The organism is Chryseobacterium capnotolerans, from assembly GCF_021278965.1.
In the GTDB taxonomy this organism is placed as follows: domain Bacteria; phylum Bacteroidota; class Bacteroidia; order Flavobacteriales; family Weeksellaceae; genus Chryseobacterium; species Chryseobacterium capnotolerans.
Map to the genome: position 1 here is coordinate 5,230,079 of NZ_CP065589.1, position 25,310 is coordinate 5,255,388.

A 25,310-nucleotide genomic window follows, 5' to 3' on the forward strand; every position below is an offset into this window, starting at 1 on the left:
TATGTCTGTTCACTCTGAAATTAAAAAAGTTACAACTGAAACCTTGCGTAAAATGAAATTCGACAAGGAAAAAATAACAATGCTTACTGCTTATGACTTTACCACGGCAAAAATGGTAGATGCTGGTGGAGTAGATGCTATTTTGATTGGAGACTCTGCAGCTAATGTAATGGCAGGTTTTGAAACTACATTACCTATTACATTAGACCAAATGATCTACCATGCACAAAGTGTGGTAAGAGGAACGGACAGAGCTTTAGTGGTAGCTGATCTGCCTTTCGGAACGTATCAGAGTAATCCTGAAAAAGCATTAGAGTCTGCAGTAAGAATGATGAAAGAAGGAGGTGCTCATGCCGTTAAAATTGAAGGTGGAAAAGAGATTTCAAAATCTATTAAAAAAATCATCAATGCAGGAATTCCTGTAATGGGACACTTAGGATTAACACCACAGTCTATTTATAAATTCGGAACGTATAAAGTAAGAGCAAAAGAAGAGGCAGAAGCTGAAAAACTGATTGCTGATGCTCAGCTTTTAGAAGAATTAGGATGCTTTTCTGTTGTATTGGAAAAAATTCCTGCTGAACTTGCTAAAAAAGTGACTGAGAGCATTTCTATTCCTACTATCGGAATTGGAGCCGGAGCTGATTGTGACGGTCAGGTTTTGGTATATCATGATATGGTGGGAATGAATAAGGGTTTCAGTCCTAAATTTTTAAGAAGATACCTTGATCTTTACACAGAGATTACAGGAGCTGTGTCTCAATATGTAAAGGATGTAAAGAACGTAGAATTCCCTAACCAAAACGAAAGTTATTAATTCATGCAAAATCAACAACAATCTATTCAGGGAATATTATCTATTGCTGCATTAATCTGTCTTGCTATAGGCTGGTTCAATTTATTTTCACCTGAGATCAATCATTTACTTTCCAGAAAAGTCTTCTATGTTCTGATAGGGGCAAGTTTCTTTATTCAGGCACCGATGCTGACCAATAAAAACTTTATGTATGCGATGTATGCAGCAGCAGCAGTTTGTGTGGTTGGAGCTTTGTTGCCGGATAGTTCAATGATTTCGGGACTTAAAACAATTGGTCTTTTGGCAGGGATTATTCTTTCAATGTCCAATAGAAACAGAAACAGATAGACTGAATGAAGGAGCAGATTGTATATGAAGACAACCATCTTCTGGTAGTGAACAAAAAAGTTGGTCAGCTTGTACAAGGTGATAAGACGGGTGATGAATCACTATTAGAATCTATCAAAAACTTTATAAAAATAAGAGATGCTAAGCCGGGAAATGTTTTTCTCGGCTTGGTTCATCGTATAGACCGTCCCACTTCAGGGCTGGTTATTTATGCTAAAACCTCAAAAGCGCTTTCCCGTCTTACTCAGATGGTGAAGAATCGTGAAGTTAAAAAGACCTATTGGGCAGTAGTGGGGAAAGAATTAATTCCACAAAGCCAAAGACTTGTTCATTATTTAAAGAAAAACGAAAAGAATAACAAGGCGATTGTTTTTCCAAAAGCTACAGAAGGAGCTAAAGAGGCTATTCTTACCTATAATATTATCAAAACTTTAGATAATTATCTGCTTCTTGAAATAGATCTTGAAACCGGAAGGCATCACCAGATCAGAGCCCAGCTATCTAAAACAGGTGTTCCGATTAAAGGAGATTTAAAATATGGTTCGCCACGTTCCAATCCGGATGGAGGAATTAATCTTCATGCCAGAAAATTAGAGTTTATTCATCCTGTTACCAAGGAAAAGATTGAAATTATAGCTCCTGTTCCGCAGAATGATGCGATCTGGAGAGCTTGCGAAGAATAACCATATCATAAACTATAACATGAAATTCAAATCACTTTTATTAGCCACATTGCTGGTTATGGCATCTTGTTCAGACAATGATGAAATACCTATTGATAATTCACAACAGACGGTTACTGAAAGTACTAGCAAAATCTCGTGGAATTATCCTGTTTTATCACCTGTGTTTAATGAATTGGAACAAAATTATATTTTCGAATATGATTCTCAGGGAAGAGTTAGTAAAAAAGTAGGGGGGAAGTTGGAACTTTCTGGAAGTACGGGGTTTTCTTATGCTTATTCAAAATCAGTGTATACAATGATAACGTATACAGGAAATACAGCAATTATGAAAAATTATAGCTCTGACCCTAGTTTCAATGTTCAATTGAAGGAAAGAAGGTTTGAATTTGATCATCAAGGTAGAGTTATTAAATTAGTTATTCCAGAGGTTAATAATTCATACATGGATAAGTCTTTGACCTATACTTATGACGCTTCAGGAAAGTTAATTGAGATCTTAACTCAATATCCTAACGCTCCATACGATCCAACTGACGCACAAGATTATATTTTGACGTACGTAGAAAAGTTTATTTATAATAATTCAGGAAATTTAGAAAAGGCAACTAAAACTGAAAAGCATAATAATGTTGATGCATACATTACGAACGAAATTACATTTGATAATTTTGATTCTGCACAAAATCCATTTAAGAATTTGGGAATTTTTGAAGATTATTTTTACCTTTCATTATCAAAAAATAATCCTCAGAGAAGAATTTCAAAAGAGTATAAACCTTATAGCTCCGAATTTTTTCTGAATCAATCAAATTGGACTAATCAATATAATACCAATGGCAGCTTAAAGCTTTTCTATTAAAGCATTTTGAATAAATATCAATAAGATCCATCTCCAAAGTTGAGATGGATTTCTTGTTTCTGTAAAATTTGATTTTGCCCATTCTCAAAAAATAACTAACTTCGTCCCACACTTTAGGGGTGTCTGTTTTTACAGACTGAGACTTTACCCTTTGAACCTGATCTGGATCATACCAGCGTAGGGAAAAGTAGATGACTTTTGCTGTACATTCTATTGTACAATAATGGCCATTCCTAAAGTATATGTAAATCATTAGGAATGGAACTTATAATCAACCACACCCGAAAAACATTTGATATACTTCCTGAGAGTCTGGAAGCATTATTGGCTATGGAATTACCCGGAAAAAGAAAGGTATTGCCGTAGCCCTCAACAATCGCATTATTCCGCTGTCTGCCTGGGCGGAAACATCCCTTAATAACAACGATTCTATTTTAATCATTACTGCCACTCAGGGCGGATAATTCTCATACTTAATACCCATATTTATGGCTCATTCAATTACATGTTCGCCATTTCCGAACTCAAAGAAAATTTATATTGAAGGAAAAATTCATCCTATCAATGTAGCAATGCGTGAAATAAAGCTTAGTCCTACCAAACTCAGCAATGGAAATTTTGAAGAAAATGCTCCGGTAACCATCTATGATACTTCCGGTCCTTACACCGATGAAAATGCAACAATTGATATTCAAAAGGGACTTCCTAGGATAAGAGAACAATGGATTCTGGACAGAGAAGATGTTGTGATTTTGGATGGAATCACTTCAGAATATGGAAAAGCACGTCTGGCAGATCCTAAACTTGATGCATTGCGCTTTTCCTACGATCATAAACCTAAAGTGGCTCAGGAAGGAAAAGAGCTTACTCAACTTTATTATGCGAAGCAAGGCATCATTACTCCTGAAATGGAATATATCGCCATCAGGGAAAATCAAAGAATAGAACAATTGCAGTCGGTTCCGAAAGAAATGGCCTGCCAGCATATTGGAAATAGCTTTGGCGCTAATACTCCTAAAAGTAAGATCACTCCGGAGTTTGTAAGAGACGAAATTGCGGCTGGAAGAGCCATCATTCCAAATAACATCAATCACCCGGAAAGTGAGCCGATGATTATTGGAAGAAACTTCTTGGTGAAAATCAATGCCAATATCGGGAACAGTGCAGTGTCATCAAGTATTGATGAAGAAGTAGAGAAAGCTGTTTGGGCTTGCCGATGGGGAGCAGATACCATTATGGATCTTTCCACAGGAAAAAACATCCACGAGACGAGAGAGTGGATTATCAGAAACAGCCCGGTTCCAATCGGTACAGTTCCTATTTATCAGGCATTGGAGAAAGTAAAAGGAGTACCGGAAGATTTAACCTGGGAAGTTTTTAAAGATACACTGATAGAACAGGCAGAACAGGGCGTTTCTTATTTTACCATTCATGCCGGAGTTTTATTAAGATATATTCATCTGACAGCGAACAGAGTAACAGGAATTGTATCCAGAGGAGGCTCTATTATGGCAAAATGGTGTTTGTATCATCATAAAGAAAACTTTTTATACACACATTTTGAAGAGATTTGCGAGATCATGAAGAAGTACGATGTAGCTTTCTCTTTAGGAGATGGTTTACGTCCTGGTTCTATTGCTGATGCTAATGACGCAGCTCAGTTTGCAGAATTGGAAACCTTAGGTGAACTGACAAAAATTGCATGGAAACACAATGTACAGGTAATGATTGAAGGGCCAGGTCACGTTCCGATGCACATGATCAAAGAAAATATGGAAAAACAATTGGAAGTATGTGATGAAGCTCCTTTCTATACCCTGGGACCTTTAACCACAGACATTGCACCAGGGTATGATCATATTACTTCAGGAATTGGAGCAGCGATGATCGGATGGTTCGGATGTGCAATGCTTTGCTATGTAACCCCAAAAGAACATTTAGGACTTCCGAACAAAGACGATGTAAAAGTGGGAGTGATTACTTACAAATTAGCTGCCCACGCTGCAGATTTAGCAAAAGGACATCCAGGCGCACAATACAGAGATAACGCATTAAGTAAAGCAAGATTTGAATTCAGATGGGAAGACCAGTTCAATCTTTCATTAGATCCGGATACGGCAAGAGCTTATCACGATGAAACGCTTCCTGCTGATGGAGCTAAAATTGCTCATTTCTGTTCTATGTGCGGACCAAAATTCTGTTCTATGAAGATCACTCAGGAAATCCGTGAATCCGCAGAGCAGGGAATGTTTGATAAATCACAGGAGTTTATAGAAAAAGGAAAGGAAATTTATATATGATTCTCGTCATCACACCTGAAAGCTCAGTTCCTAATGAATTAGCGATCATCAATCAGATGTTTCACGATGGGCTGGATCTGCTTCATATCAGAAAACCGTGGATCAGCCTAGAAGAAATGAATGGTTTTATCAGCAGTATTGATGAACAGTTTTATGAAAAATTGGTACTGCACAGTCATTATGACCTTGGAAAAGACTATGGCATTTCAAGATTTCACTTTAGAGAAGAAGACCGAAAGGAGAGAAAATATAAACCTTTTATGAATGGAAATACAATTTCAACCTCTGTCCATGATATTACCACTTTTAATGCTTTGGAAAAAGAATGGGAATATGCTTTCATAAGCCCATTCTTTCCAAGTATTTCGAAAAAAGGATACGGAATTGATTCAACAGTGATTGAAAGCTTGAAACAAAGAAATAATCCCGATGTAAAACTGGTTGCCTTAGGAGGAATTGATGCAGATCGTATTCAGGAAGTCTTTGATCTTGGAGTAGATGGTGTGGCTTTATTAGGAGCGGTTTGGGAAAGTGATGAACCTTTATCTGTTTTTAGAAAATGCAGGAAAATAAACAAAAGGTGAAGTCTGGAAACCGGTTGTATAAAAGGAGAATTATATAGAGAATAATTTTAAAAAAGCAATCCCTCTTTATTGGGAACACATTCATAGTCTATATGGAAAAATTACAATACATCTCACAGGGAAGTACAAAACAGGAACAGGAGCAGAATATCCGAAAAGCTTTAGATAACGGAATAAAATGGGTGCAGATTCGTTGGAAAAATGCGCCTGAAAATGAATTAATGAGTCTTTGTGAAGTGTCAAAGCAGCTTTGTTCAGAATATCAGTCAATTTGTATCATCAATGATAATGTTCAATTAGCGAAAATTATAGATGCTGATGGGGTTCACTTAGGATTAAGTGATGGTTCTACTGAAGAAGCAAGAATTATTTTAGGTGAGAGTAAAATCATTGGCGGAACAGCTAATACGATTTCAGATGTAATTCAAAGAATGAACGAATCATGTGACTATATTGGCTTAGGGCCATTAAGATTTACCTCTACAAAAGAAAAGCTCAGCCCTATTCTTGGATTTGAAGGCTATCAGGAAATTATAGATCAGATTCTTGGAAAAGGAATGACGATTCCTAAAATATTTGCCATTGGTGGAGTGGATCTTGAAGACATTCAGGCATTACAGCAGATCGGAATTTATGGAGTAGCGGTTTCAGGCCAGATTACCAACCAGCCAGCCATCATTAATGAATTTAAAAAAGCAATGATATATGCATAACCAAAAATTAATAATAGCAGACAGAACCTTTGAATCGAGATTGTTTTTAGGAACAGGAAAATTCGGAAGTCTTGAAGATATGGCAGCCTCTGTTGTTGCTTCAGAATCCAATATGGTGACGATGGCTTTAAAGAGAATTGATGCTCAATCAGCCGAAGACGACTTACTGGATTCATTAAAAGGAACGAATGTTCATCTTTTACCCAATACTTCGGGGGCTAGAACAGCAAAAGAGGCGGTATTGGCAGCACAATTAGCCAGAGAAGCCTTGGAAACCAACTGGGTAAAGCTTGAAATTCATCCGGATCCTAAATATTTATTACCCGATCCTATTGAAACGCTGTATGCCACGGAAGAACTGGCAAAATTAGGTTTTGTGGTGATGCCTTACATCCATGCCGATCCGGTTTTATGCAAACGTCTTGAAGATGCAGGGACAGCAGTAGTAATGCCTTTAGGAGCGCCTATCGGAACTAATAAAGGGTTGAGAACATTAGATTTCTTAGAAATTATCATCAGTCAAAGTAACGTTCCAGTGGTTGTAGATGCAGGAATAGGAGCACCGTCAGATGCTGCAAAAGCAATGGAGATGGGAGCAGATGCCGTTTTGGTGAATACTGCGATTGCTGTTGCCAGAAACCCGGTGAATATGGCTGTTGCTTTTAAAGAAGGGGTGATTGCCGGAAGAAGAGCTTTTGAATCAGGTTTGGGAGCCATAGCCAACCATGCTGAAGCATCAAGCCCGCTAACTTCGTTTTTGTTTGAATAAAAATCAGAATCATGAATAGTTTTAAGGAGGTTTTCGAGCAATATCAATGGGATGAAGTAAAAACCAGACTTGAAAAAGTAACCCTATCTGAAGTTCGAAACAGTCTCCAAAAGAGAAACAGAACATTGGATGACTTTCTGAATCTGCTTTCACCAGCGGCTTCACAGGAGCTGGAATTGATGGCTAATATGACAAGAGCACTCACCCAGAAACGTTTCGGGAAGACCATTCAACTGTATGCTCCACTGTATCTTAGTAATGAATGCCAGAATATCTGTACTTACTGCGGGTTCAGTCTTGATAATAACCTTAGGAGAAAAACACTTTCAGACTCTGAATTGATGATTGAAAGTACTGTTTTAAAATCAATGGGAGTCAATCATGTTCTACTGGTGAGTGGTGAGGCCAATAAAATAGTAGGAGTTCCTTATTTTCAGAATGCCGTTCGTTTACTGAGGTCTAATTTCTCTAATATTTCCATTGAAGTACAGCCCTTAGAAGAGGATGAGTATAAACTTCTCCATGAAGAAGGTGTACATTCGGTATTGGTATATCAGGAAACTTATCATCAGGAGGTATATAAAGAATATCACCCGAAAGGTAAAAAATCCAATTTCCATTTCCGCTTGGATACACCTGACAGAATTGGCAGGGCTGGAATTCATAAAATGGGACTGGGAGTACTGCTTGGGCTGGAAGATTGGCGTATAGACAGCTTTTTCAATGCTCTTCACATCGATTATCTACAAAAACAGTACTGGAAAAGCAAATTTTCAGTGTCATTTCCACGACTGAGGCCGGCAGAAGGGATCATTGAACCTAATTTTATCATGGAAGATAAAGATTTGCTGCAACTGATCTGTGCTTATAGAATCTGGAACGAAGATCTTGAAATATCAATTTCCACAAGAGAAAATGAAAATTTCAGAAATCATATTGTAGCGCTGGGAGCCACAACAATGAGTGCAGGTTCAAAAACCAATCCGGGTGGATATGCTGTAGATAAAGAGTCCCTGGAACAGTTTGAAACGAGTGATGAAAGAAGCATGGAGGATATTAAAACTATGATTAAACAATCAGGATATGATCCGGTAATGAAGGATTGGGATTCTGTTTATAGTGGTGCTTAAATAATATAGTTCAGAATGAAAGAGGATATCTTTAAAAGATACAGCCGCCAGATCTTTATTGATGAAATAGGACTGGAAGGACAAAAAAAGATAATGGCTTCGAAAGTGCTTGTTATAGGTGCTGGAGGGTTAGGAAGTCCTGTGATTCAGTATTTGGCAGCTGCAGGAGTTGGCACTATAGGTATTGCCGATTTTGATCATGTAGAGCTTCATAATCTGAACCGCCAGATTATTCATAACGAAAATGAAGTGGGAACATTGAAAACCAAAAGTGCTGAAAAGTTTGTGAATAGCCTTAATCATCAGGTAAACGTAATGGGAATTGAGCAAAAAATTGATGCCTCCAATATTTCGGAAATCCTTTCCCAATATGATATTATTGTAGATGGTTCAGATAATTTCTCGACAAGATATCTGGTGAATGATACCTGTGTAGCATTAGGCAAGACCTTGGTTTATGGAAGTATTTTAGGATTTTCAGGGCAGGTGGCTATATTCAATCATCATGGAAGTAAAAATCTACGGGGTATATTCCCTGAAGCTCCTTTTGATGAAGAGATGCCAGATTGTGATAGTTTAGGTGTTCTAGGCGCTTTGCCAGGGATTGTAGGAAGTATGATGGCGCTTCAAACCTTAAAAATCATAGCAGAGCTGCCTGTAAATCTTAATCAGTTAACATTAATTGATACACTGAGCTGGAGATTTCAAACGTTAGATTTCTAAAGGGGTTAGATCTTTTCTCGCAGATCACACAGATTTCACAGATCTTAATGGGGATATGCTATCATTCTATGACGAAAAAAATCTGCATTATCAGCTAAATCTGCGTGAGATATAATTTTCATTATTATAAATCAATAGAAATAAAAATGAGGCAGTGATAGAATTACTGCCTCATTTTTGGTTATTAATCATTTAAATCTATTGCTGTCCTTGCTGCATAACTCCGCCGTTATCTTCTTTCTTGGTTTGGTTTAGGATATTTGGATCCTCTTTCGCCAATTTATTCTTGGTAGGAATTTTATAATTGATAGAGATTCCAAAGTTTCTTGTGTCATATTTACTGCTGATCATTACCGGTGTTCCAGATGGTGGATTAGAACGTACCTGCATCATCTGTCCGTTGAAAATATCATTGGCAAAAACTGAAAGCGTAAGACGGTTGTTCATAAATTTCTTTGTGAGCGTCAGATCAAGCGAATTGTTGAATGGCTTCTCTGCAGTAAAGTAGAAATATCCTGCTTTTGGGGTCAGATAACTATAATTAGCCGTTAGTTTGATATCTTTAGGTAAAATAATCTGAGTCATAATATTGAAGATCCAGAATCCTTTATTGTTCAGGTTGTCAATGTCATGTTTCTGATATCCTGCATAAATGTACATAAAATTCATTTTGTCAGGATTGAAGTTCGACTTCATAATCTCACCTATAGACTTGGTAAAAATCTGAAACGGAACAGGAAGTCCAATATTGAAATTATGGATTCTCATATTAGAGATATTAATCTGCTCATTGAAGAGTTTTCTTCCGTCTTTTCTGATAATCTGAGCTACCTGGTTGCTTGCTGAACTTACACTATACCCGATAAATGCATAATCAAATGCCGATACTTTTATTTCATAGTTATCAAAGATCGTAGGCTGTAGATTCGGGTTACCGTTTACTTCTGTACTGGGTCCGGAGAACGTTACATTATTCGGGTTCAGGGCAGAAATACTAGGTAAGCTGATTTTTCGGTTATAGTTTGCGGCAATATAAACCTGATTCATCATGCTGTATTGTACACTGGCATTCGGGAAGAATTTAAACTTATTGAAAGGAAGTAAATTATCCTCTATCAGTTTTTTATCTTTAATATACCTTGTTACTCCTGAAATATCATAGTTTTCAGCACGGGTTCCCAATGTGAAATCAAATTTTTTCAGTTTTGCCTGAAATTCAAGATAAGTAGAAGCGGTTTGTCTCTGGTATTCAAGATTGGTTAAACCAAAACTTTCTGTATCATAATTCTGTTTCTCATACAATCCCCCAAAGCTTACTTTTCCACCATCCAGAAGCTTGATGGGCTGTGCATAGTCTACTTTGAAATTGGCGATATTCATTACCGATTTATTATTCAGAATATCTTTTAAACCATTAGTAGGGCTATCAAGAGGTACAGTAGGTTCAGTTACAAATATTCCATCCTGAAAGTAATTATCCTGAGAAAACTTGTTGTCTGATCTGGTGTAGCCAAATTGGAAATCAAGTTTTTGAGATTTGTCCCCAAAACGTTTCTGATAGGTTACCACTGCCTCCTGTCTCAAAGTATTGGTATGGGCAACATCTGAAGAGGTATAAAACGCTTCTTTTAAATCCGCCGGATTTCTCTTGAAAGGTAAATCTCCATGTCCATCACTTAAAGTGTAATTGTCATTATTATTGTGATATATATCGTAGTTTAATAATAATCTGTCCTGACCTAAATCAAAACTTAATCCTGATTTTGCAAAATATCCACGTGCATACCTGTCTGTATGACTTGTTAAAAGCTCATCTTGCTGACCATTCAGCATGCTTTCACGGTAATTTTGCCCTACGTTCAATTGCCAACCGAAATATTTATTTCTAGCATTTAAATTCACGGAATTAGTCGTTCTGCTTCTATATTGATCATAATTCGTGAAGGAATAATTTCCCGAATAGGTGGCCGTTAAATATTTATTAGCGTTTTTGTTGGTGATGATATTCATGATTGCACCTCCCGAAGTCGCAGGAAATTCAGCTCCCGGTTGGGTAATGATTTCAATTCTTTCTACAGAATTGGCAGGCATCCCCTCCAGGAAAGCTGTCAGATCATTAGAAGTAATGTTTAAAGGTCTTCCGTTAAGAAATACTTCCAGCATTTTTCCCTGGTACATCATTCCGGCAATGTCTGTAGCGACAAGTCCCGGAAGCTTTTTAACTCCTTCCAGAACATTTCCGTTATTAAGCTGAGGTTGTTCAGAAAAATCAAAAACAGTACGGTCTGCTTTTTGTTCAACGGCTTTTTTAGTTTTGGTGATAACAATGCCGTCAATTTGTTTTTCTTTGGTGCTGTTATTATTTTTTTCCTGAGAAAAAGCAAATACAGAGCTTACCAGCGATATAGCGAATAGAGTTTTTTTCATAATGTTTTTACTACTATCCGGTTAGACGCTAAAAAAGAAATTTTGTTACAGGTACCCAGAAGATTTTATTATTTCAAAGATGAGAACTCTACGAAATCATATTCCGCTGAATAGGTGAAAAATTGTCGTAATACTGCGGCATGGCCATTTCCGGCAATGACAAGGATTCTGTCTTCCGCAGCGTGAGAAATATTCTGGATATTGCGGAACATTCTTAGATTTCGGTCATACCAATACAGCGCAAGCATATCTGCACCATCATGGGCTCTTAGCTTAAAATCTCCGCTCAGATAAGCTCCATATCCGTAAAGATGACTTTCCTTACTGTTCATATACTGAAATGTTTTCAGTAGTGAAGAGAAGTTCTTACGATCAGAATTTTTAAAGAAGGTAACAAATTGCTGTGCAACCGGGTCTTCATTTTTAAAATCGTAATCCTGCGAGATTTTTTTGAAAAATGAAGAATCTGTTTTACCAAATCTTTCCTGAAGTTCCTCCCAAATAGATCCCGCATCAATACTGGAAATTTCATTGATCTTCATTTCACTGGCAATACGGATAGCCAGTTGATAACGCTCATCCCTTTGATCCCTGTATTTTCCTTTATTGTACTCTTTCAGCTTCTCATTGGCATTCCATTCCGGCCATGCCTCAATAGCAATTTTTGTGGGTTTGAATTTTTTGATGTATTCTACGAGCTCCGTCACTTCCTGAGCTGTTTTAGGAGATAGAACATCAATTTGGTCTTCTTTTTTTATTTTGATAGCATCCAGATTGGGATAATCGAAATGAAAAGACCCTACCACCAATACCTTAGTTTTGGGATTTTTGAAATACTCTGAAGGTTGTTTTTGTGCTAAAATAAAAATTGGAAGGCAAAGCAAGAAAATATAAATAATGGTTTTCATGGTTTTTGTTTTTTAATGAATAATTATAATGATCGAGTTCTTTTCTTAAGCAAAGGTATTGTTGGTAGCTTTCTCTCAAAATAGTCTTTAGACAAAGCGGATCATTTATCCTTTGAATTTATTTTCATCGATAAAATTGCCGGGTTTATCGAAAATAAGGTACTGGATACGTCAGAAAAATTATTTTTGTGTTATGAAACAAAGACAACTGATTTTTCTCCATATTTTTTATTGGGCTATGTTTTTGGTAGGGACAATTATTGTTCCTTATTTTGTGTATGATATACAACATATTGAGTTTAAATTCACTTATCTGCTGACCAGCTTAATTTGCTTTTACTTTAACTTTTTCATTATTGTTCCCCAATTTTTTGATATTAAAAAACTTTATAAAACCATTATAGGTTTTTCCATAAGTGTTACCTGTTTTGTGGTGATACGATATTTTACAGATGAGGTTTTGCTGCCTTATTTTGGAGGAATAAGCAACTATCCTGAAGGAACTAATTTTGGATATTATTTTTTTGATAATATTTATAATAGTGTAACGTCTATATTTATCAGTACCGTTTTCTGTTTATTTAAAATATATTCCTCGCTTGATGCAGAAAGACTTCAGCTTATGGAAGAAAAGAAAAATGCAGAACTGAAAGCTTTAAAAACCCAGATCAATCCCCATTTTATCTTCAATACATTAAATAATATTTATTCATTGGTGTATCAGAAGTCGGAGAAAGCATTACCTGCCATTGAAGAACTTGGACAATTATTGAGATACAGTACAAAAGATCTTGAAAAAGATTGTATTTCTCTGGATAAAGAGATTGGCTACATCGATAGTTTAATTGAGCTGGAAAAGTTGAGACTCAGAAATCCGGAACTTATTCTTGTGGAAAAAAATATTCAGTATCCTCATCTGAATATTTCCCCCATGCTTTTGGTGCCATTTGTTGAAAATACCTTTAAACATGGAGATCTTCGGGGCAAAGGATTTGAACTGAAAATTTCCGATCAGAATAAAGTATTACATTTTTACCTTTTAAATTTTAAAAAGATAAAATGAAAGACTCAGGTTCGGGAATTGGTATTCAGAATGTGAAAAAAGGCTGGAAATACTTTATCCTAAGCACGAGCTGAAGATCATAGAGTCAGAAATTGAGTTTGTTGTAGATTTAAAAATTGATTTACGGGATGAATAAGATAAAATGTATCATCGTTGATGACGAACCTTTGGCTATTTCGCTTCTTGAACAGTATGTACAGAAAATTCCTTTTCTTGAACTGGTTTTTTCCATAGAAAACCCAATTGAGGCATTAGAATATATTCAGAACAATGATTCAGATCTTATCTTTCTGGATATTCAGATGCCTGAACTTACAGGAATCAATTTTATGAAGATTGTAGGGGCCAAACAAAAATATATTTTAACAACGGCCTATTCAGAATATGCATTGGAAGGATATGAGCATAATATTGTTGATTATCTTCTGAAACCCATATCCTTTGAACGGTTTCTGAAAAGTACACTAAAGGCACAGGAAAGGTTTTCTTTCCAGGAAGAAGATGCTCATTTCTTCGTTAAATCATCAGGGCAGCAGCATCGCATCAATTTTAATGAAATCCTTTATATTGAAAGTATCAAAGACTATGTGAATATCCGGACTTCCGAAGAAGAATATATCGTTCTGGATACACTTAAGTCTATGGAAAATCAGCTATCTGAAAAGTTTGTAAGAATTCATAAATCTTTTATCGTTAATCTGGATAAGGTCAAAAGTATCGGAGCTAAAAAGCTGGTGCTGCCAGAGTATGAAATCCCAATAGGAGATAGCTATAGAGCTAATTTACTGGATAGGCTGAAATAAAAGAACAGGATTCAATGAAACCAAACCTTATAAGTTTTTAAAGCCTATAAGGTTTAAATGCCTTGAAATTACTCTCTTTAAACATTTCACATCAAATCTCTTTTCTCGTCGAAATTTTATCAACAATGTACCATCTGCCTTCTGTATACATGAGGTTAAAATAATCTGTGAAAATATATTTCGCTGTTTTTATCTCACATTTTGCAGCGGCTATATTTCCGGTGATATCAAGGCTCAATATTTTAGACTCTATTTTTTCGAAGGTGGTTTTAGGCTTAAATCCGCTTAAATAGGTTTTCCTGTCAAAGACAATTACTTTATCTTCTTTTAGGTTTTTAAGTTTGCATGTACTGTGCATTGCTTTTCCCACCTTCAGGGTGTCTCCTTTTTTCCAGCCGTCAAAGTACATTTCTATCGTTTCTCTTATTGAGTTTTGAGCATTGTTTTGAGCATTGTTTTGAGCATAAAGATTCATAAAGCAAAAAAGCGTTAATACGAAAATCAGGTTTTGTTTTTTCATTTTTATTTAATTTTTAGAGTTTGTTTACATCTTATTGAAATTCTAAATTGAGCATGAGATTATCCTTTTTTACAAAAAAATATCTAGACTATAGACTTTGGAGATGGATCTATGTGATAAACAAAAAATAAATTATGAATTTTAGACAAGCTCGCTAACCTCATAAATTAATTTTTATGAAGCCAAAAGTATAAGACAATTACATAAAAAAGGTCCTGAAATTGAAATTCAGAAGTGCAGAATTATAAAATAAGACTTATTGGAAACCGGAATATAGCATTATGATAGTTTACAATGAATCTCCTCATTTCCCTGAAAAGCCTCACGGTACAGGAGAGGTGTTGTATTTTTTATTTTTTTGAAAGTAGTGAAAAAAGTAGATTTGGAATTGAACCCAACTTCATACCCTATCTCTTCAATTTTAAGATTAGTGCTGTTGAGTATTCTTTCACAAGCTTCATTGATCCTATACTCATTAATATATACAGAAAAGCTTTTTCCCAGGTTGTCGTTGAGCAGCTGAGAAAGTTGGTGGGAGGAGATATTCATTTTAGATGCCAGATTACTCAGTTTTAGATCTGGATCCTTATAAAGCTCTTCGGCTTCCATTAAATTTGCCAGTTTTGAAACAAAATTATCTGCCTGTGCTTTTGGGATTTTTTTATTAGCATATTTATTTATTTTTTCATTTTTCGCTGTAACTTCATTTTTCCTATTGAAAAAGAATAAAAAGTTGAGATACAATAAAAATGAAAAAGTAATACTTCCTGCAATATATGCTCCTTTTATCCAACCTATTAAAAAAAACAGATAGGCCAAAAAAATAATTACATTACTGAAATATATAGAAGAGATATTGGTTTGAGATGCCCATTGTTTATTTTTAATATATTTTACATATTCATATCCTGCCCATATAATGAACAATGCCCATACAATATAAATGAGTTGTACTATATAATGGTTCCATAAATAAGGAAATTCAGCATATGAAATAAAATATCCACCTATAACGATTATTCCTGTAAGAATTCCGAATACATATTTCCAGCTCTGTAGATCAGACTTGTTGGGAATTTCCAATGAGCGGATATAATAATATAATGCAGGACCTATCAGAAGACATGCTGACAAACCTATTTGAAGGTAGATTTTCGGAAGATCACGATCAAAATATATAAAAACTGATTTTCCGATCCGAATACTCAGCATAAGTAAAAGCAGCCCTAAAAACAAATGAGACAGATCTTTCTGCTTTTTTACAAACAATAGATAAACCCCTAACAGAAGCCCGTTGAAAGCTCCTAACGCACTAAAGAAGAATAATAATTGTTGTCCGAAGGTCATTTGTTTATAAATTTATTACTTAGCGTAAAAATACTAATTTCTGGTTTCCATTTTTATAGGTTCATTTTTATTAAATTTTTTTTTCAGTACCATCAAGACAGCAGTATTATGGATTAGTATTAAAAACTATTGGGAATAGAGCCGTATCAGAAGGATATATTGTTCTGGATAACCTAAAATAGTATAGAACAGAGTATTCAAACCCTATTGATTTTGAAAGCGGACTAAAATCCGATCCTATTGGTTTTTTATAGCAATTTTATTAATAAATTCTGTTGATTATAAAATATATAAACTAAATGGTTATTACAATTTTATGGTAATGAAAACAAAAAGACGACTTCAAGAGAAGCCGTCTTTTTATAATTAATAGAGTTAAGAATCAATTCTTATTTCTCTTGTTGTTTAATCAAGTTCAGGGCAGAACCAGCTTTGAACCAATCAATCTGTTGATCGTTATAAGTATGGTTGGCCATGATGATATCTTTAGTTCCGTCTTTGTGAACGAACTCTAAAGTCAGTTGTTTTCCTGAAGCAAACTGATCAAGATCTAAGAAATTAACCGTATCATCTTCCTGAATTTTGTCATAATCAGCCTCATTAGCGAAAGTGATTCCTAACATTCCTTGTTTTTTAAGGTTGGTTTCGTGGATTCTCGCGAATGATTTTACCAATACCGCTTTTACACCAAGGTGTCTAGGCTCCATAGCAGCGTGCTCTCTTGAAGAACCTTCCCCATAGTTTTGGTCTCCTACAACAATGGTTGGAACGCCTGCAGCTTTATAAGCTCTCTGTACAGCCGGAACTTCACCATATTCACCCGTTAATTCATTCTTAACGTGGTTGGTTTCCATGTTATAAGCGTTTACAGCTCCAATTAACATGTTGTTGGAAATATTGTCTAAGTGGCCTCTGTATTTCAACCATGGTCCTGCCATAGAAATGTGGTCAGTAGTACATTTTCCAAAAGCTTTGATCAATACTTTCGCTCCTGTAATATTTTTACCGTCCCAAGCCGGGAATTCTTCTAATAACTGAAGTCTGTCTGAAGTAGGGCTTACATTAACAACCACTTTAGATCCATCCTCAGAAGGAGCCTGATAACCGTTGTCATCTACAGCAAATCCTTTTGCAGGAAGTTCATATCCTTTAGGCTCGTCAAGTCTTACCTGTTCACCAGCTTCGTTCGTTAAAGTATCTGTAATCGGGTTGAAGTCTAATCTACCTGAAATAGCCACAGCAGCTACCATTTCCGGAGAAGCTACGAATGCATGGGTATTAGGGTTACCGTCAGCTCTTTTTGCAAAGTTTCTGTTGAAAGAGTGAATGATAGAGTTTTTCTCTCCTTTTTCAGCTCCTTCTCTGTCCCATTGCCCGATACAAGGTCCACAAGCATTGGTAAAGATTCTTGCGTTTTCAAACTTTCTGAATGAATCTAAGAAACCGTCTCTTTCTGCTGTGAATTTTACCTGCTCAGAACCTGGGTTAATTCCTAAAATAGCTTTAGGTTTCACTCCTTTGGATACGGCATCCTCTACAATTGAAGCTGCTCTTGATAAATCTTCATACGAAGAGTTGGTACAAGAACCAATCAGGGCCCATTCTACTTCTAGAGGCCATCCATTTGCTTCAGCTTTAGCTCTGAATTCAGCGACTGGAGTCGCTAAATCCGGAGTGAAAGGTCCGTTTAAGTGCGGAGTCAGTTCAGAAAGATTGATTTCGATTAATTGGTCGAAATATTGTTCAGGGTTGGCATATACCTCAGCATCACCCGTTAAGTGTTCAGCAATTTTATCAGCTGCATCTACTACATCCTGTCTTCCTGTAGCAGCCAGGTATCTTCTCATTGAATCATCATAACCAAAAGTAGAAGTCGTAGCTCCGATTTCAGCACCCATGTTACAGATAGTACCTTTACCTGTAGCAGAAAGAGATTCAGCACCCTCACCGAAGTATTCTACGATACATCCTGTTCCTCCTTTTACAGTAAGAATTCCTGCCACTTTTAGGATAACGTCTTTAGCAGAAGTCCATCCGTTCATTTTACCGGTTAATTTAACCCCGATAAGCTTAGGCATTTTAAGCTCCCAAGCCATTCCTGCCATTACATCTACTGCATCCGCACCTCCTACACCAATGGCAACCATTCCTAGTCCGCCAGCGTTTACGGTGTGAGAGTCAGTACCAATCATCATACCTCCAGGGAAAGCATAGTTTTCCAATACAACCTGGTGAATGATCCCTGCTCCGGGTTTCCAGAATCCGATCCCGTATTTATCACATACAGAACTTAAGAAGTTGAACACCTCAGAGTTTTTGTTAATACCTTCCTGTAAATCTTTATCAGCACCTACTTTCGCCTGAATCAGGTGATCCGCGTGAGCTGTTGAAGGAACAGCTACTTTAGTTTTTCCTGCCTGCATGAACTGTAAAAGCGCCATTTGCGCTGTGGCATCCTGCATAGCTACTCTGTCCGGTGCAAAATCTACATAAGAGTTTCCTCTTTCATGTGCTTGTGTAGCATTTCCTTCCCAAAGGTGGGTGTAAAGAATTTTTTCTGAAAGGGTAAGAGGTTTTCCCACGATTTGTCTTGCCGCAGCAATTCTTTCAGGGTAACGCTCATACACTTTTTTGATCATATCAATATCAAAAGTCATATCGTATTTAGTTTTGTTCTTTTTCCGTTATTGTTTCTTTCTCTGATATTTTAAAAGAGAAAAATCGTTTTTTATACATCAAAAAACATTCCTATAATCCATTAATAGGGCTGTTTTGATTCTAAAATCAAGAGATTTTATAACTTTCAATTTAAGAAAAAATAGATTCTATTTTCTTCATTTTCTCAGAAAAAAATCGTATTTAAAGTAAAATAGAACGATTCTAAACAAAAAATGGAAGATTTTAGTCCGTTGGGATCTAAAATCTTCCATTGATATGATTTTCAATAATCTTACGACTTATTGATGAATGCTATTAGTGAGCACTTGTACTTGTTAATTCCTTGATAGAAGGTACAAAAGTTGTCAGGTCAATTCCTTCAACAGCTGCTTTATATTCTTCAATGCTTGGAATTCTTCCGATGATTGCAGAAAGAACAACAACCGGAGTTGAAGCCAATAGAGATTCTCCTTTTTTACGTTCAGAATCTTCTACAACTCTTCCTTGGAAAAGACGAGTAGAAGTAGCTAAAACAGTATCTCCTTTAGCTGCTTTTTCCTGGTTACCCATACAAAGGTTACATCCAGGACGCTCAAGATACATTACATTTTCGTATTCTGTACGAGCTTCACCTTTTGGAGCATTGTCATTAAATTCAAAACCTGAATATTTCTCTAATAATTCCCAGTCACCTTCAGCTTTTAACTCATCAATGATGTTATAAGTAGGAGCAGCTACAACCAGAGGAGCGCTGAATTCTACTTTACCATTTTGTTTTTCAAGGTTTCTCAGCATCTGAGAAACGATCTTAAGGTCTCCTTTGTGAACCATACAAGATCCTACGAAACCAAGATCTACTTTTTTCTCACCACCATAGTAAGAAAGATCTCTGATGGTATCGTGAGTATATCGCTTAGATACATCATCATTGTTTACATCCGGGTCAGCAATCATAGGTTCTACGATGACATCAAGATCTACAACAACTTCAGCGTAATATTTAGCATTTGCATCAGGAGTCAGTGCTGGTTTTTCACCTGATCTGATTTCCTCAATTCTCTTGTTCGCTTTGTCAATTAATCCCTGAAGAACTTTATTATGGTTATCCATTCCTTTATCAATCATGATCTGGATTCTGCCTTTAGCAATTTCCAATGATTCGATTAGAGTATTGTCTTCAGAAATGTTGATAGACGCTTTAGCCTTCATTTCAGCAGTCCAGTCTGTAAATGTGAATGCCTGGTCAGCAGGAAGCGTTCCAATGTGAACCTCAATGATTCTTCCCTGGAATACGTTCTCTCCTCCAAATTGCTTCAACATCTGAGCCTGAGTGGCATGTACCACATCACGGAAATCCATGTGAGGCTTCATTTCACCTTTGAAAGTTACTTTTACAGATTCAGGAATTGGCATAGATGCCTCACCTGTAGCTAATGCAAGAGCAACGGTTCCTGAGTCAGCTCCGAAAGCAACTCCTTTAGACATTCTAGTGTGAGAGTCACCCCCAATGATGATTGCCCATTCGTCTACAGTGATATCGTTAAGAACTTTGTGAATAACGTCGGTCATTGAGTGGTATTCACCTTTCGGGTCACGTGCAGTGATTAATCCGAAATCGTTCATGAATTTCATTAGCTTAGGAATATTCGCCTGAGCTTTTTTATCCCAAACTGAAGCGGTGTGACACCCTGATTGGTATGCACCATCAACTGTTGGAGAAATTACAGTCGCGGCCATTGATTCAAGCTCCTGAGAAGTCATAAGACCTGTCGTATCCTGAGATCCAACGATATTCACTTTTACACGTACATCAGAACCAGCATGTAATACTTTTCCTGGTGTTGTTCCTACAGCATTTCTGTTGAAGATTTTTTCAACAGCGGTAAGACCTTGTCCTTCGTGAGAGATTTCTTTTGATGGAGCGAAAACAACCGGAGCTTCAATGCCTAAAGTCTGCGCTGCAAATGTCTGTAACTTCTTACCAAATACGATTGCGTAAGATCCTCCTGCTTTGATGAATTCCATCTTTTGTGGAGTGAAAGACTTCGTAAGGTCAATCAGTTCCTGATCTCCGTTATATAATTTCTTTTCTTTTGTATTAATCGTTAAAACAGTTCCTGTAGCTACTGAATATGCTTCTTCAAGAACGATATCACCATTTTCGTTACGAACAGGGTTTCCGTTTTCGTCTACTTTTTTCACCCAGTTCTTAAGGTCAACACCAATACCTCCGGTAACATCAACTGTAGTAAGGAAGATTGGGGAAATACCGTTTGTTCCTCCTACGATTGGAGCAATGTTTACGAATGGTACATAAGGACTTGCTTGTTTACCAGTCCATAAAGCCACATTATTTACCCCTGACATTCTGGATGAACCTACACCCATTGTTCCTTTTTCAGCGATAAGCATAACGCTTGCGTCAGGATGTTGTGCCTGTAAAGCTTTGATTTCTTCCTGTGCTTCAGGAGTGATCATACATTTACCGTGAAGCTCACGGTCTGATCTTGAGTGTGCCTGATTACCCGGAGAAAGTAAATCGGTAGAAATGTCTCCTTCACCAGCGATATAAGTAACTACTTTGATTTCTTCAGCTACTTCAGGCAGCTTAGTGAAGAATTCAGCTTTTGCGTAGCTTTCTAAAATTTCTTTAGCAATTGCATTTCCGCTGTTGTATGCCTCTTTTAAACGGTTCGTATCCGCTTCATAAAGGAAAACCTGAGTTTTAAGAACGTCTGCAGCCTGTTGAGCAATTGCAGCATCGTTACCTAAAGCTAAGTCTAATAATACTTCAATGGATTTACCTCCTTTCATGTGAGATAATAGTTCGAAAGCAAAAGCCTGAGAGATTTCTTCTACTACGGATTCACCTAGAATGATCTCTTTTAAAAATTTAGCCTTTACACCAGCGGCACTTGTTGTACCTGGCAGGGTGTTGTAGATGAAAAACTTAAGAGAGTCTGCTCGATCTGCATTACCAGAGTCTTTGATTTGTGCGATGATTTCGCTTAGTAATTCAGCACCATCAATTGGCTTTGGATGAAGCCCCTGGTCTTTTCTTTCTTCAATCTCTTTAATGTAATCCTTATAAATATTCATAATAGAAGGTCTTTCAATATTAAAGGTAGACTATTTCGCTGCTTCTTTACTAGTCTGTATAAAATACAGTTAATGACATTTTGGGGTTTTGCATGTGATGCAACATTAACCAAAGAAGGTCAGCATAATCTACTTTTTTTAAAAGTTTTTTAAATTATTAAACAATTCAAAATGTTCCCAAAATTACGAAATTTTACGATTTTATGAGAATGAATTTATTTAGATTCTTTATAAATATGAATTTGATAATTTCTATTTTTGGTCGTAATTTTGCAGACAAATGATGAATATGAAAAATATCCTGAATCTTTTGTGCGTTTTTATTTCGATTTCTGTTTTCTCACAGACTAAATTTGTGAAAAAACCGGCTGTGAAAAACACTACGAAAACTACCGTGAAAAAGAGAAGAATGCCGTCGTCAGGCATAATCCCGACCTGGTAGTTCATAACAAAGATCTTCCACTTTTGATTCCCAAAAAGAAAGGAGATAGCTTCGGGTATGTTAACCAAAACGGAAAGTACATCATTCAGCCAGAATATCATATCGCCGTTTTCTTTTATGAAGACTGCAATCTTTTGAATTCACCGAATGAAAAAGTAAGAAAATTTGGAACAAAAGATTTTGCGACTGTAGAAAAGAATATGATTTCTTATAGGATAGACCATGCCGGAAAAAGAGTTTATCAATTTAAAGATTCAGATTTAGGAAAATGTAAGTTTGAAGAATATAAGCAACAGCTTTTCCAGGCCTATGTTCTCAATGGGTTCTATGGAATAATTGAAAAATCAAAATTCGTTAACGCAGCAGACTACCGCCAATACCAGATTTATCCGCAATATCAGTACCTTTATATCATGGAAGGGGATGATGTTGCAGATCCAATGATTGTTGCATCAAACAATGATAAATTTGGAGTCATAGATGTTAATAACAAAATTATTGTTCCTTTCGAATATTCAAATATTAAAAGAAACTTCAGCTGGAAGCTTGGGAAAATGTTTGAAGTGACAAAAGATGGCAAAAACTACTATTACATTGACGCGAATAATAAAACATACTAGAGCATCAATAATGGGTGTTTATTACTAATGGAGTGTTTTATAACTCTAATTTTTATGCCATCATTCTTTTTTCTCAATATCCTTACTGCGAGTCTGTAGCCCAATATCTCGAATCCCATACCTTCAAATACGAATCTCATTCCCATCTCATATATTTTTAGTAATTTCGCGGCTGAAATAAAGGGGTGCTTTAACAGGCTGAGATTATACCCACTGAACCTGGAACAGGTAATGCTGTTTAGGGACATCAACTCTACTGAGGGCTGAATTTGTATAATATCTTATCGATCCCCTTTTATTCATTAAATGTTAAAGATTTATAGAATGAAAGGATTATTTTTTTTAGGGCTTAGTGTAGGCTCTGTGGCCTTTATTCAGGCTCAAAAAACAGATTCTCTGAAGATCAGAGAAATAGAAGCGGTCAGCTTTACGAAAAGACTTCCTGTTGCTAAGGAAATTATTAATGTTCAGAAAGATTTGGACGGTAAAAATCTGGGACAGGATCTTCCTATTCTTTTGAAAAATCAAACTTCAATTATTTCGACCTCGGACGCCGGAAACGGAGTAGGATATACTGGTTTTAGAATTCGTGGGGTCTCGGGAACGGCCATCAATGTGATGATGAACGGAGTTCCTTATAATGATTCTGAAAGCCAGGGAACCTTTTTTGTGAATGTTCCGGATTTAACGAGCTCTGCCTCACAGATTGTAATTCAAAGAGGGGTTGGAACATCCAATAACGGAGTGTCTGCTTTTGGGGCAAGTATCAATGTGATCTCAAAGGAACCAGAAGAGAAGTTTTACTTTAAAACCGATGATAGCTACGGTTCTTTTAATACCTATAAATACTCAGCTGAGGTAGGTTCCGGAAAATTCTGGAAAAATCGGCTTTCTGTAATGGGAAGATACACAAATATTCATTCTGATGGCTATATAGACAGAGCTTCTTCTGATCTGCATTCGTATAATTTTACCGCATTGTTTGAAGAAGGAAAAACCAAATTGCGTTTAATGGCTTTCGGTGGAAAAGAAAAAAACCTATCAGGCTTGGAACGGAATCAGCAGGGGAATGTGGGAGACGAATCCAACATTTAATATTTCCGGTGCCCTTAAGGACACTAATGGAAATATTACAGGATTTTATGATAATGAAACGGATAACTACAGACAGAATCATTATCAGTTACTTTGGGAACAAAAATTCAATGACCGTTGGAATCTTGAAACAACTTTCCACTACACGAAAGGAAAGGGATATTACGAAAACTATAAGCAAGCAAGCTCTTTCTCTAAATATCAGCTGCCTAATATTATTGAGAATGGGGTAACGATTACGAAATCAGATTTTATCCGAAAAAAATGGTTAAATAATGATTTCTATGGAGTTGTTTCTACATTGTATGGAAAGTTTGAAAATCTTGACCTGAACTTTGGAGCAGTAGCCAATCAGTACTATGGAAGACATTACGGAAATGTTACCGGAGTTTTTTATCCACAGATCCATGAAAGTGAATATTACAGAAATCGTTCTGTAAAGAATGAAGTTTCTGGTTTTGCAAAGGCCTTATACAGAATGGATAATTTTGAGTTCTTTGGAGATTTGCAGCTTAGAAGTATCAACTACAATACTAAGGTCATCATGGCTGGAGATGATGACGGTGCTGACCTGGATAAAAACTGGCTGTTCTTCAATCCTAAAGCAGGGGTGAATTATAAGTTAGAGGGTGGAAAGATATTCTTGTCTTATGCCCATGCTCATAGAGAACCAAGCAGAGCAGATATTATGGCCAACAATGATGTGAAGCCTGAAAAACTGCATGATTTTGAAGCAGGTTTGGAAAAACAGTTTGGGTTTCTATCTTTAACAGCGAACGTATATTATATGTATTATGTGAATCAGTTGGTTTTGAATGGACAGCTTAACAGTGTTGGAGCGTTTATCAGAACCAATTCAGGAAAAAGTTACAGACGTGGAGTAGAGATTGGTGCATTAGCCAAACTTTCAAAACAATGGGAAGTTTCCGGAAACTTTACAGTAAGCCAAAATAGAAATCAGGATTTTAATATAGAAGTCGGAAAAGTACCGGTAAGTTTGGGGAATACTCAGATTTCATTTTCTCCGAATATGATTGCCAACTTAGGGGTAAGATTTAATCCAAATAAAAATTTCCAGTTTGCCTTAATGAACCAATATGTTGGAAAGCAGTATCTGGATAATACGGAAGATAAAAACTTAGAACTTAAAGATTATTTATTGACAGATTTTAATGCACAATACCAGTTTAAAATTGGAAACAATGATATAGCATTAAAACTATTGGTAAATAACCTGTTCAACAAAAAATATGTGAACAATGGTTCTGTGAGTGAAGATGGAAGTCCACTTTACTTTGCCCAGGCAGGTACGAACTTCATGTTTGGAATCAGTTGGAAAATTCAATAGATTGAAAGAAAGTAATTGCTGTAAATAAGTGAATTGCAAATTTATCCCGAAAGAGACCAGAGATCATGAATT

At 36.4% G+C, this 25,310-nt stretch carries 20 protein-coding genes, 1 pseudogene and 1 riboswitch; of the genes and pseudogenes, 15 read left to right on the plus strand and 6 right to left on the minus strand.

Going from position 1 to position 25,310, the window contains the following annotated elements:
- Position 1: 1 nt before the first annotated feature.
- The 11 genes from panB (at position 2) to H5J24_RS24950 (ending at position 8,908) form a co-directional block, all read left to right on the plus strand.
- Complete coding sequence (panB, locus tag H5J24_RS24900) at positions 2–817, plus strand: 3-methyl-2-oxobutanoate hydroxymethyltransferase (protein WP_068939168.1); 816 nt, start codon at positions 2–4, stop codon at positions 815–817.
- Between the two features lie 3 nt (positions 818–820).
- Positions 821–1,144: a hypothetical protein gene (locus tag H5J24_RS24905; protein ID WP_068939170.1), complete on the plus strand. Its 324-nt coding sequence runs from the start codon at positions 821–823 to the stop codon at positions 1,142–1,144.
- Positions 1,145–1,149: 5 nt separating this feature from the next.
- Positions 1,150–1,827 (plus strand): RluA family pseudouridine synthase, encoded by a 678-nt coding sequence (locus tag H5J24_RS24910; protein WP_068939172.1) that lies wholly within the window; start codon positions 1,150–1,152, stop codon positions 1,825–1,827.
- 19 nt (positions 1,828–1,846) lie between these two features.
- Entirely contained in the window at positions 1,847–2,689 is an 843-nt protein-coding gene (locus H5J24_RS24915; protein ID WP_141395604.1) for a hypothetical protein, read from the plus strand.
- Positions 2,690–2,794: 105 nt separating this feature from the next.
- Positions 2,795–2,890: riboswitch (TPP riboswitch) on the plus strand.
- A gap of 188 nt (positions 2,891–3,078) precedes the next feature.
- Complete coding sequence (locus H5J24_RS24920; protein WP_232816401.1) at positions 3,079–3,153, plus strand: ubiquitin family protein; 75 nt, start codon at positions 3,079–3,081, stop codon at positions 3,151–3,153.
- 24 nt (positions 3,154–3,177) lie between these two features.
- Positions 3,178–4,989, plus strand: coding sequence for a phosphomethylpyrimidine synthase ThiC (gene thiC / locus H5J24_RS24925; RefSeq protein ID WP_068939177.1), 1,812 nt, complete (start codon positions 3,178–3,180; stop codon positions 4,987–4,989).
- The gene (locus tag H5J24_RS24930; RefSeq protein WP_068939179.1) at positions 4,986–5,573 is read left to right on the plus strand and encodes a thiamine phosphate synthase; all 588 of its coding nucleotides are present in this window, start codon (positions 4,986–4,988) and stop codon (positions 5,571–5,573) included. The genes thiC and H5J24_RS24930 overlap by 4 nt, the downstream gene beginning before the upstream one ends.
- Positions 5,574–5,665: 92 nt before the next feature.
- Entirely contained in the window at positions 5,666–6,286 is a 621-nt protein-coding gene (gene thiE, locus H5J24_RS24935; protein WP_068939181.1) for a thiamine phosphate synthase, read from the plus strand.
- Positions 6,279–7,055 carry a thiazole synthase gene (locus H5J24_RS24940; protein WP_066695711.1) on the plus strand — a complete coding sequence of 259 codons (777 nt, stop codon included), beginning with the start codon at positions 6,279–6,281 and terminating at the stop codon, positions 7,053–7,055. Before thiE ends, H5J24_RS24940 begins: the two co-directional genes overlap by 8 nt.
- A gap of 11 nt (positions 7,056–7,066) precedes the next feature.
- The gene (thiH, locus tag H5J24_RS24945; protein WP_068939183.1) at positions 7,067–8,185 is read left to right on the plus strand and encodes a 2-iminoacetate synthase ThiH; all 1,119 of its coding nucleotides are present in this window, start codon (positions 7,067–7,069) and stop codon (positions 8,183–8,185) included.
- Between the two features lie 15 nt (positions 8,186–8,200).
- A complete protein-coding gene (locus H5J24_RS24950) occupies positions 8,201–8,908 on the plus strand; it encodes a HesA/MoeB/ThiF family protein (protein ID WP_068939185.1) in 708 nt (235 codons plus the stop codon).
- 198 nt (positions 8,909–9,106) lie between these two features.
- On the opposite strand, the gene H5J24_RS24955 is transcribed toward H5J24_RS24950, so the two are convergent.
- On the minus strand, positions 9,107–11,335 hold the full coding sequence (locus tag H5J24_RS24955; protein ID WP_068939187.1) for an outer membrane beta-barrel family protein: 2,229 nt from the start codon (positions 11,333–11,335) through the stop codon (positions 9,107–9,109).
- A 68-nt stretch (positions 11,336–11,403) separates the two neighbouring features.
- Positions 11,404–12,243 carry a DUF5694 domain-containing protein gene (locus H5J24_RS24960; protein ID WP_068939189.1) on the minus strand — a complete coding sequence of 280 codons (840 nt, stop codon included), beginning with the start codon at positions 12,241–12,243 and terminating at the stop codon, positions 11,404–11,406.
- A gap of 193 nt (positions 12,244–12,436) precedes the next feature.
- Here H5J24_RS24960 and H5J24_RS24965 point away from each other — a divergent pair, with 193 nt between their 5' ends.
- Both H5J24_RS24965 and H5J24_RS24970 read left to right on the plus strand, forming a co-directional pair.
- Positions 12,437–13,306 (plus strand): sensor histidine kinase, encoded by an 870-nt coding sequence (locus tag H5J24_RS24965; RefSeq protein WP_232815935.1) that lies wholly within the window; start codon positions 12,437–12,439, stop codon positions 13,304–13,306.
- A gap of 128 nt (positions 13,307–13,434) precedes the next feature.
- Positions 13,435–14,109 (plus strand): LytR/AlgR family response regulator transcription factor, encoded by a 675-nt coding sequence (locus H5J24_RS24970; RefSeq protein ID WP_068939193.1) that lies wholly within the window; start codon positions 13,435–13,437, stop codon positions 14,107–14,109.
- 91 nt (positions 14,110–14,200) lie between these two features.
- On the opposite strand, the gene H5J24_RS24975 is transcribed toward H5J24_RS24970, so the two are convergent.
- The 4 genes from H5J24_RS24975 to H5J24_RS24990 all read right to left on the minus strand — a co-directional run bounded on the left by H5J24_RS24975 (position 14,201) and on the right by H5J24_RS24990 (position 21,733).
- Complete coding sequence (locus tag H5J24_RS24975; protein WP_082810958.1) at positions 14,201–14,629, minus strand: nuclear transport factor 2 family protein; 429 nt, start codon at positions 14,627–14,629, stop codon at positions 14,201–14,203.
- A gap of 279 nt (positions 14,630–14,908) precedes the next feature.
- Positions 14,909–15,976: a helix-turn-helix domain-containing protein gene (locus tag H5J24_RS24980; protein WP_068939197.1), complete on the minus strand. Its 1,068-nt coding sequence runs from the start codon at positions 15,974–15,976 to the stop codon at positions 14,909–14,911.
- 389 nt (positions 15,977–16,365) lie between these two features.
- Positions 16,366–18,633 carry an aconitate hydratase gene (locus H5J24_RS24985; RefSeq protein ID WP_068939199.1) on the minus strand — a complete coding sequence of 756 codons (2,268 nt, stop codon included), beginning with the start codon at positions 18,631–18,633 and terminating at the stop codon, positions 16,366–16,368.
- A 316-nt stretch (positions 18,634–18,949) separates the two neighbouring features.
- The gene (locus tag H5J24_RS24990) at positions 18,950–21,733 is read right to left on the minus strand and encodes a bifunctional aconitate hydratase 2/2-methylisocitrate dehydratase (RefSeq protein ID WP_068939201.1); all 2,784 of its coding nucleotides are present in this window, start codon (positions 21,731–21,733) and stop codon (positions 18,950–18,952) included.
- A 465-nt stretch (positions 21,734–22,198) separates the two neighbouring features.
- Here H5J24_RS24990 and H5J24_RS24995 point away from each other — a divergent pair, with 465 nt between their 5' ends.
- Both H5J24_RS24995 and H5J24_RS25000 read left to right on the plus strand, forming a co-directional pair.
- Entirely contained in the window at positions 22,199–22,795 is a 597-nt protein-coding gene (locus H5J24_RS24995) for a WG repeat-containing protein (RefSeq protein ID WP_232815936.1), read from the plus strand.
- 324 nt (positions 22,796–23,119) lie between these two features.
- Positions 23,120–25,238: pseudogene (locus tag H5J24_RS25000) on the plus strand (TonB-dependent receptor).
- Positions 25,239–25,310 lie beyond the last annotated feature (72 nt).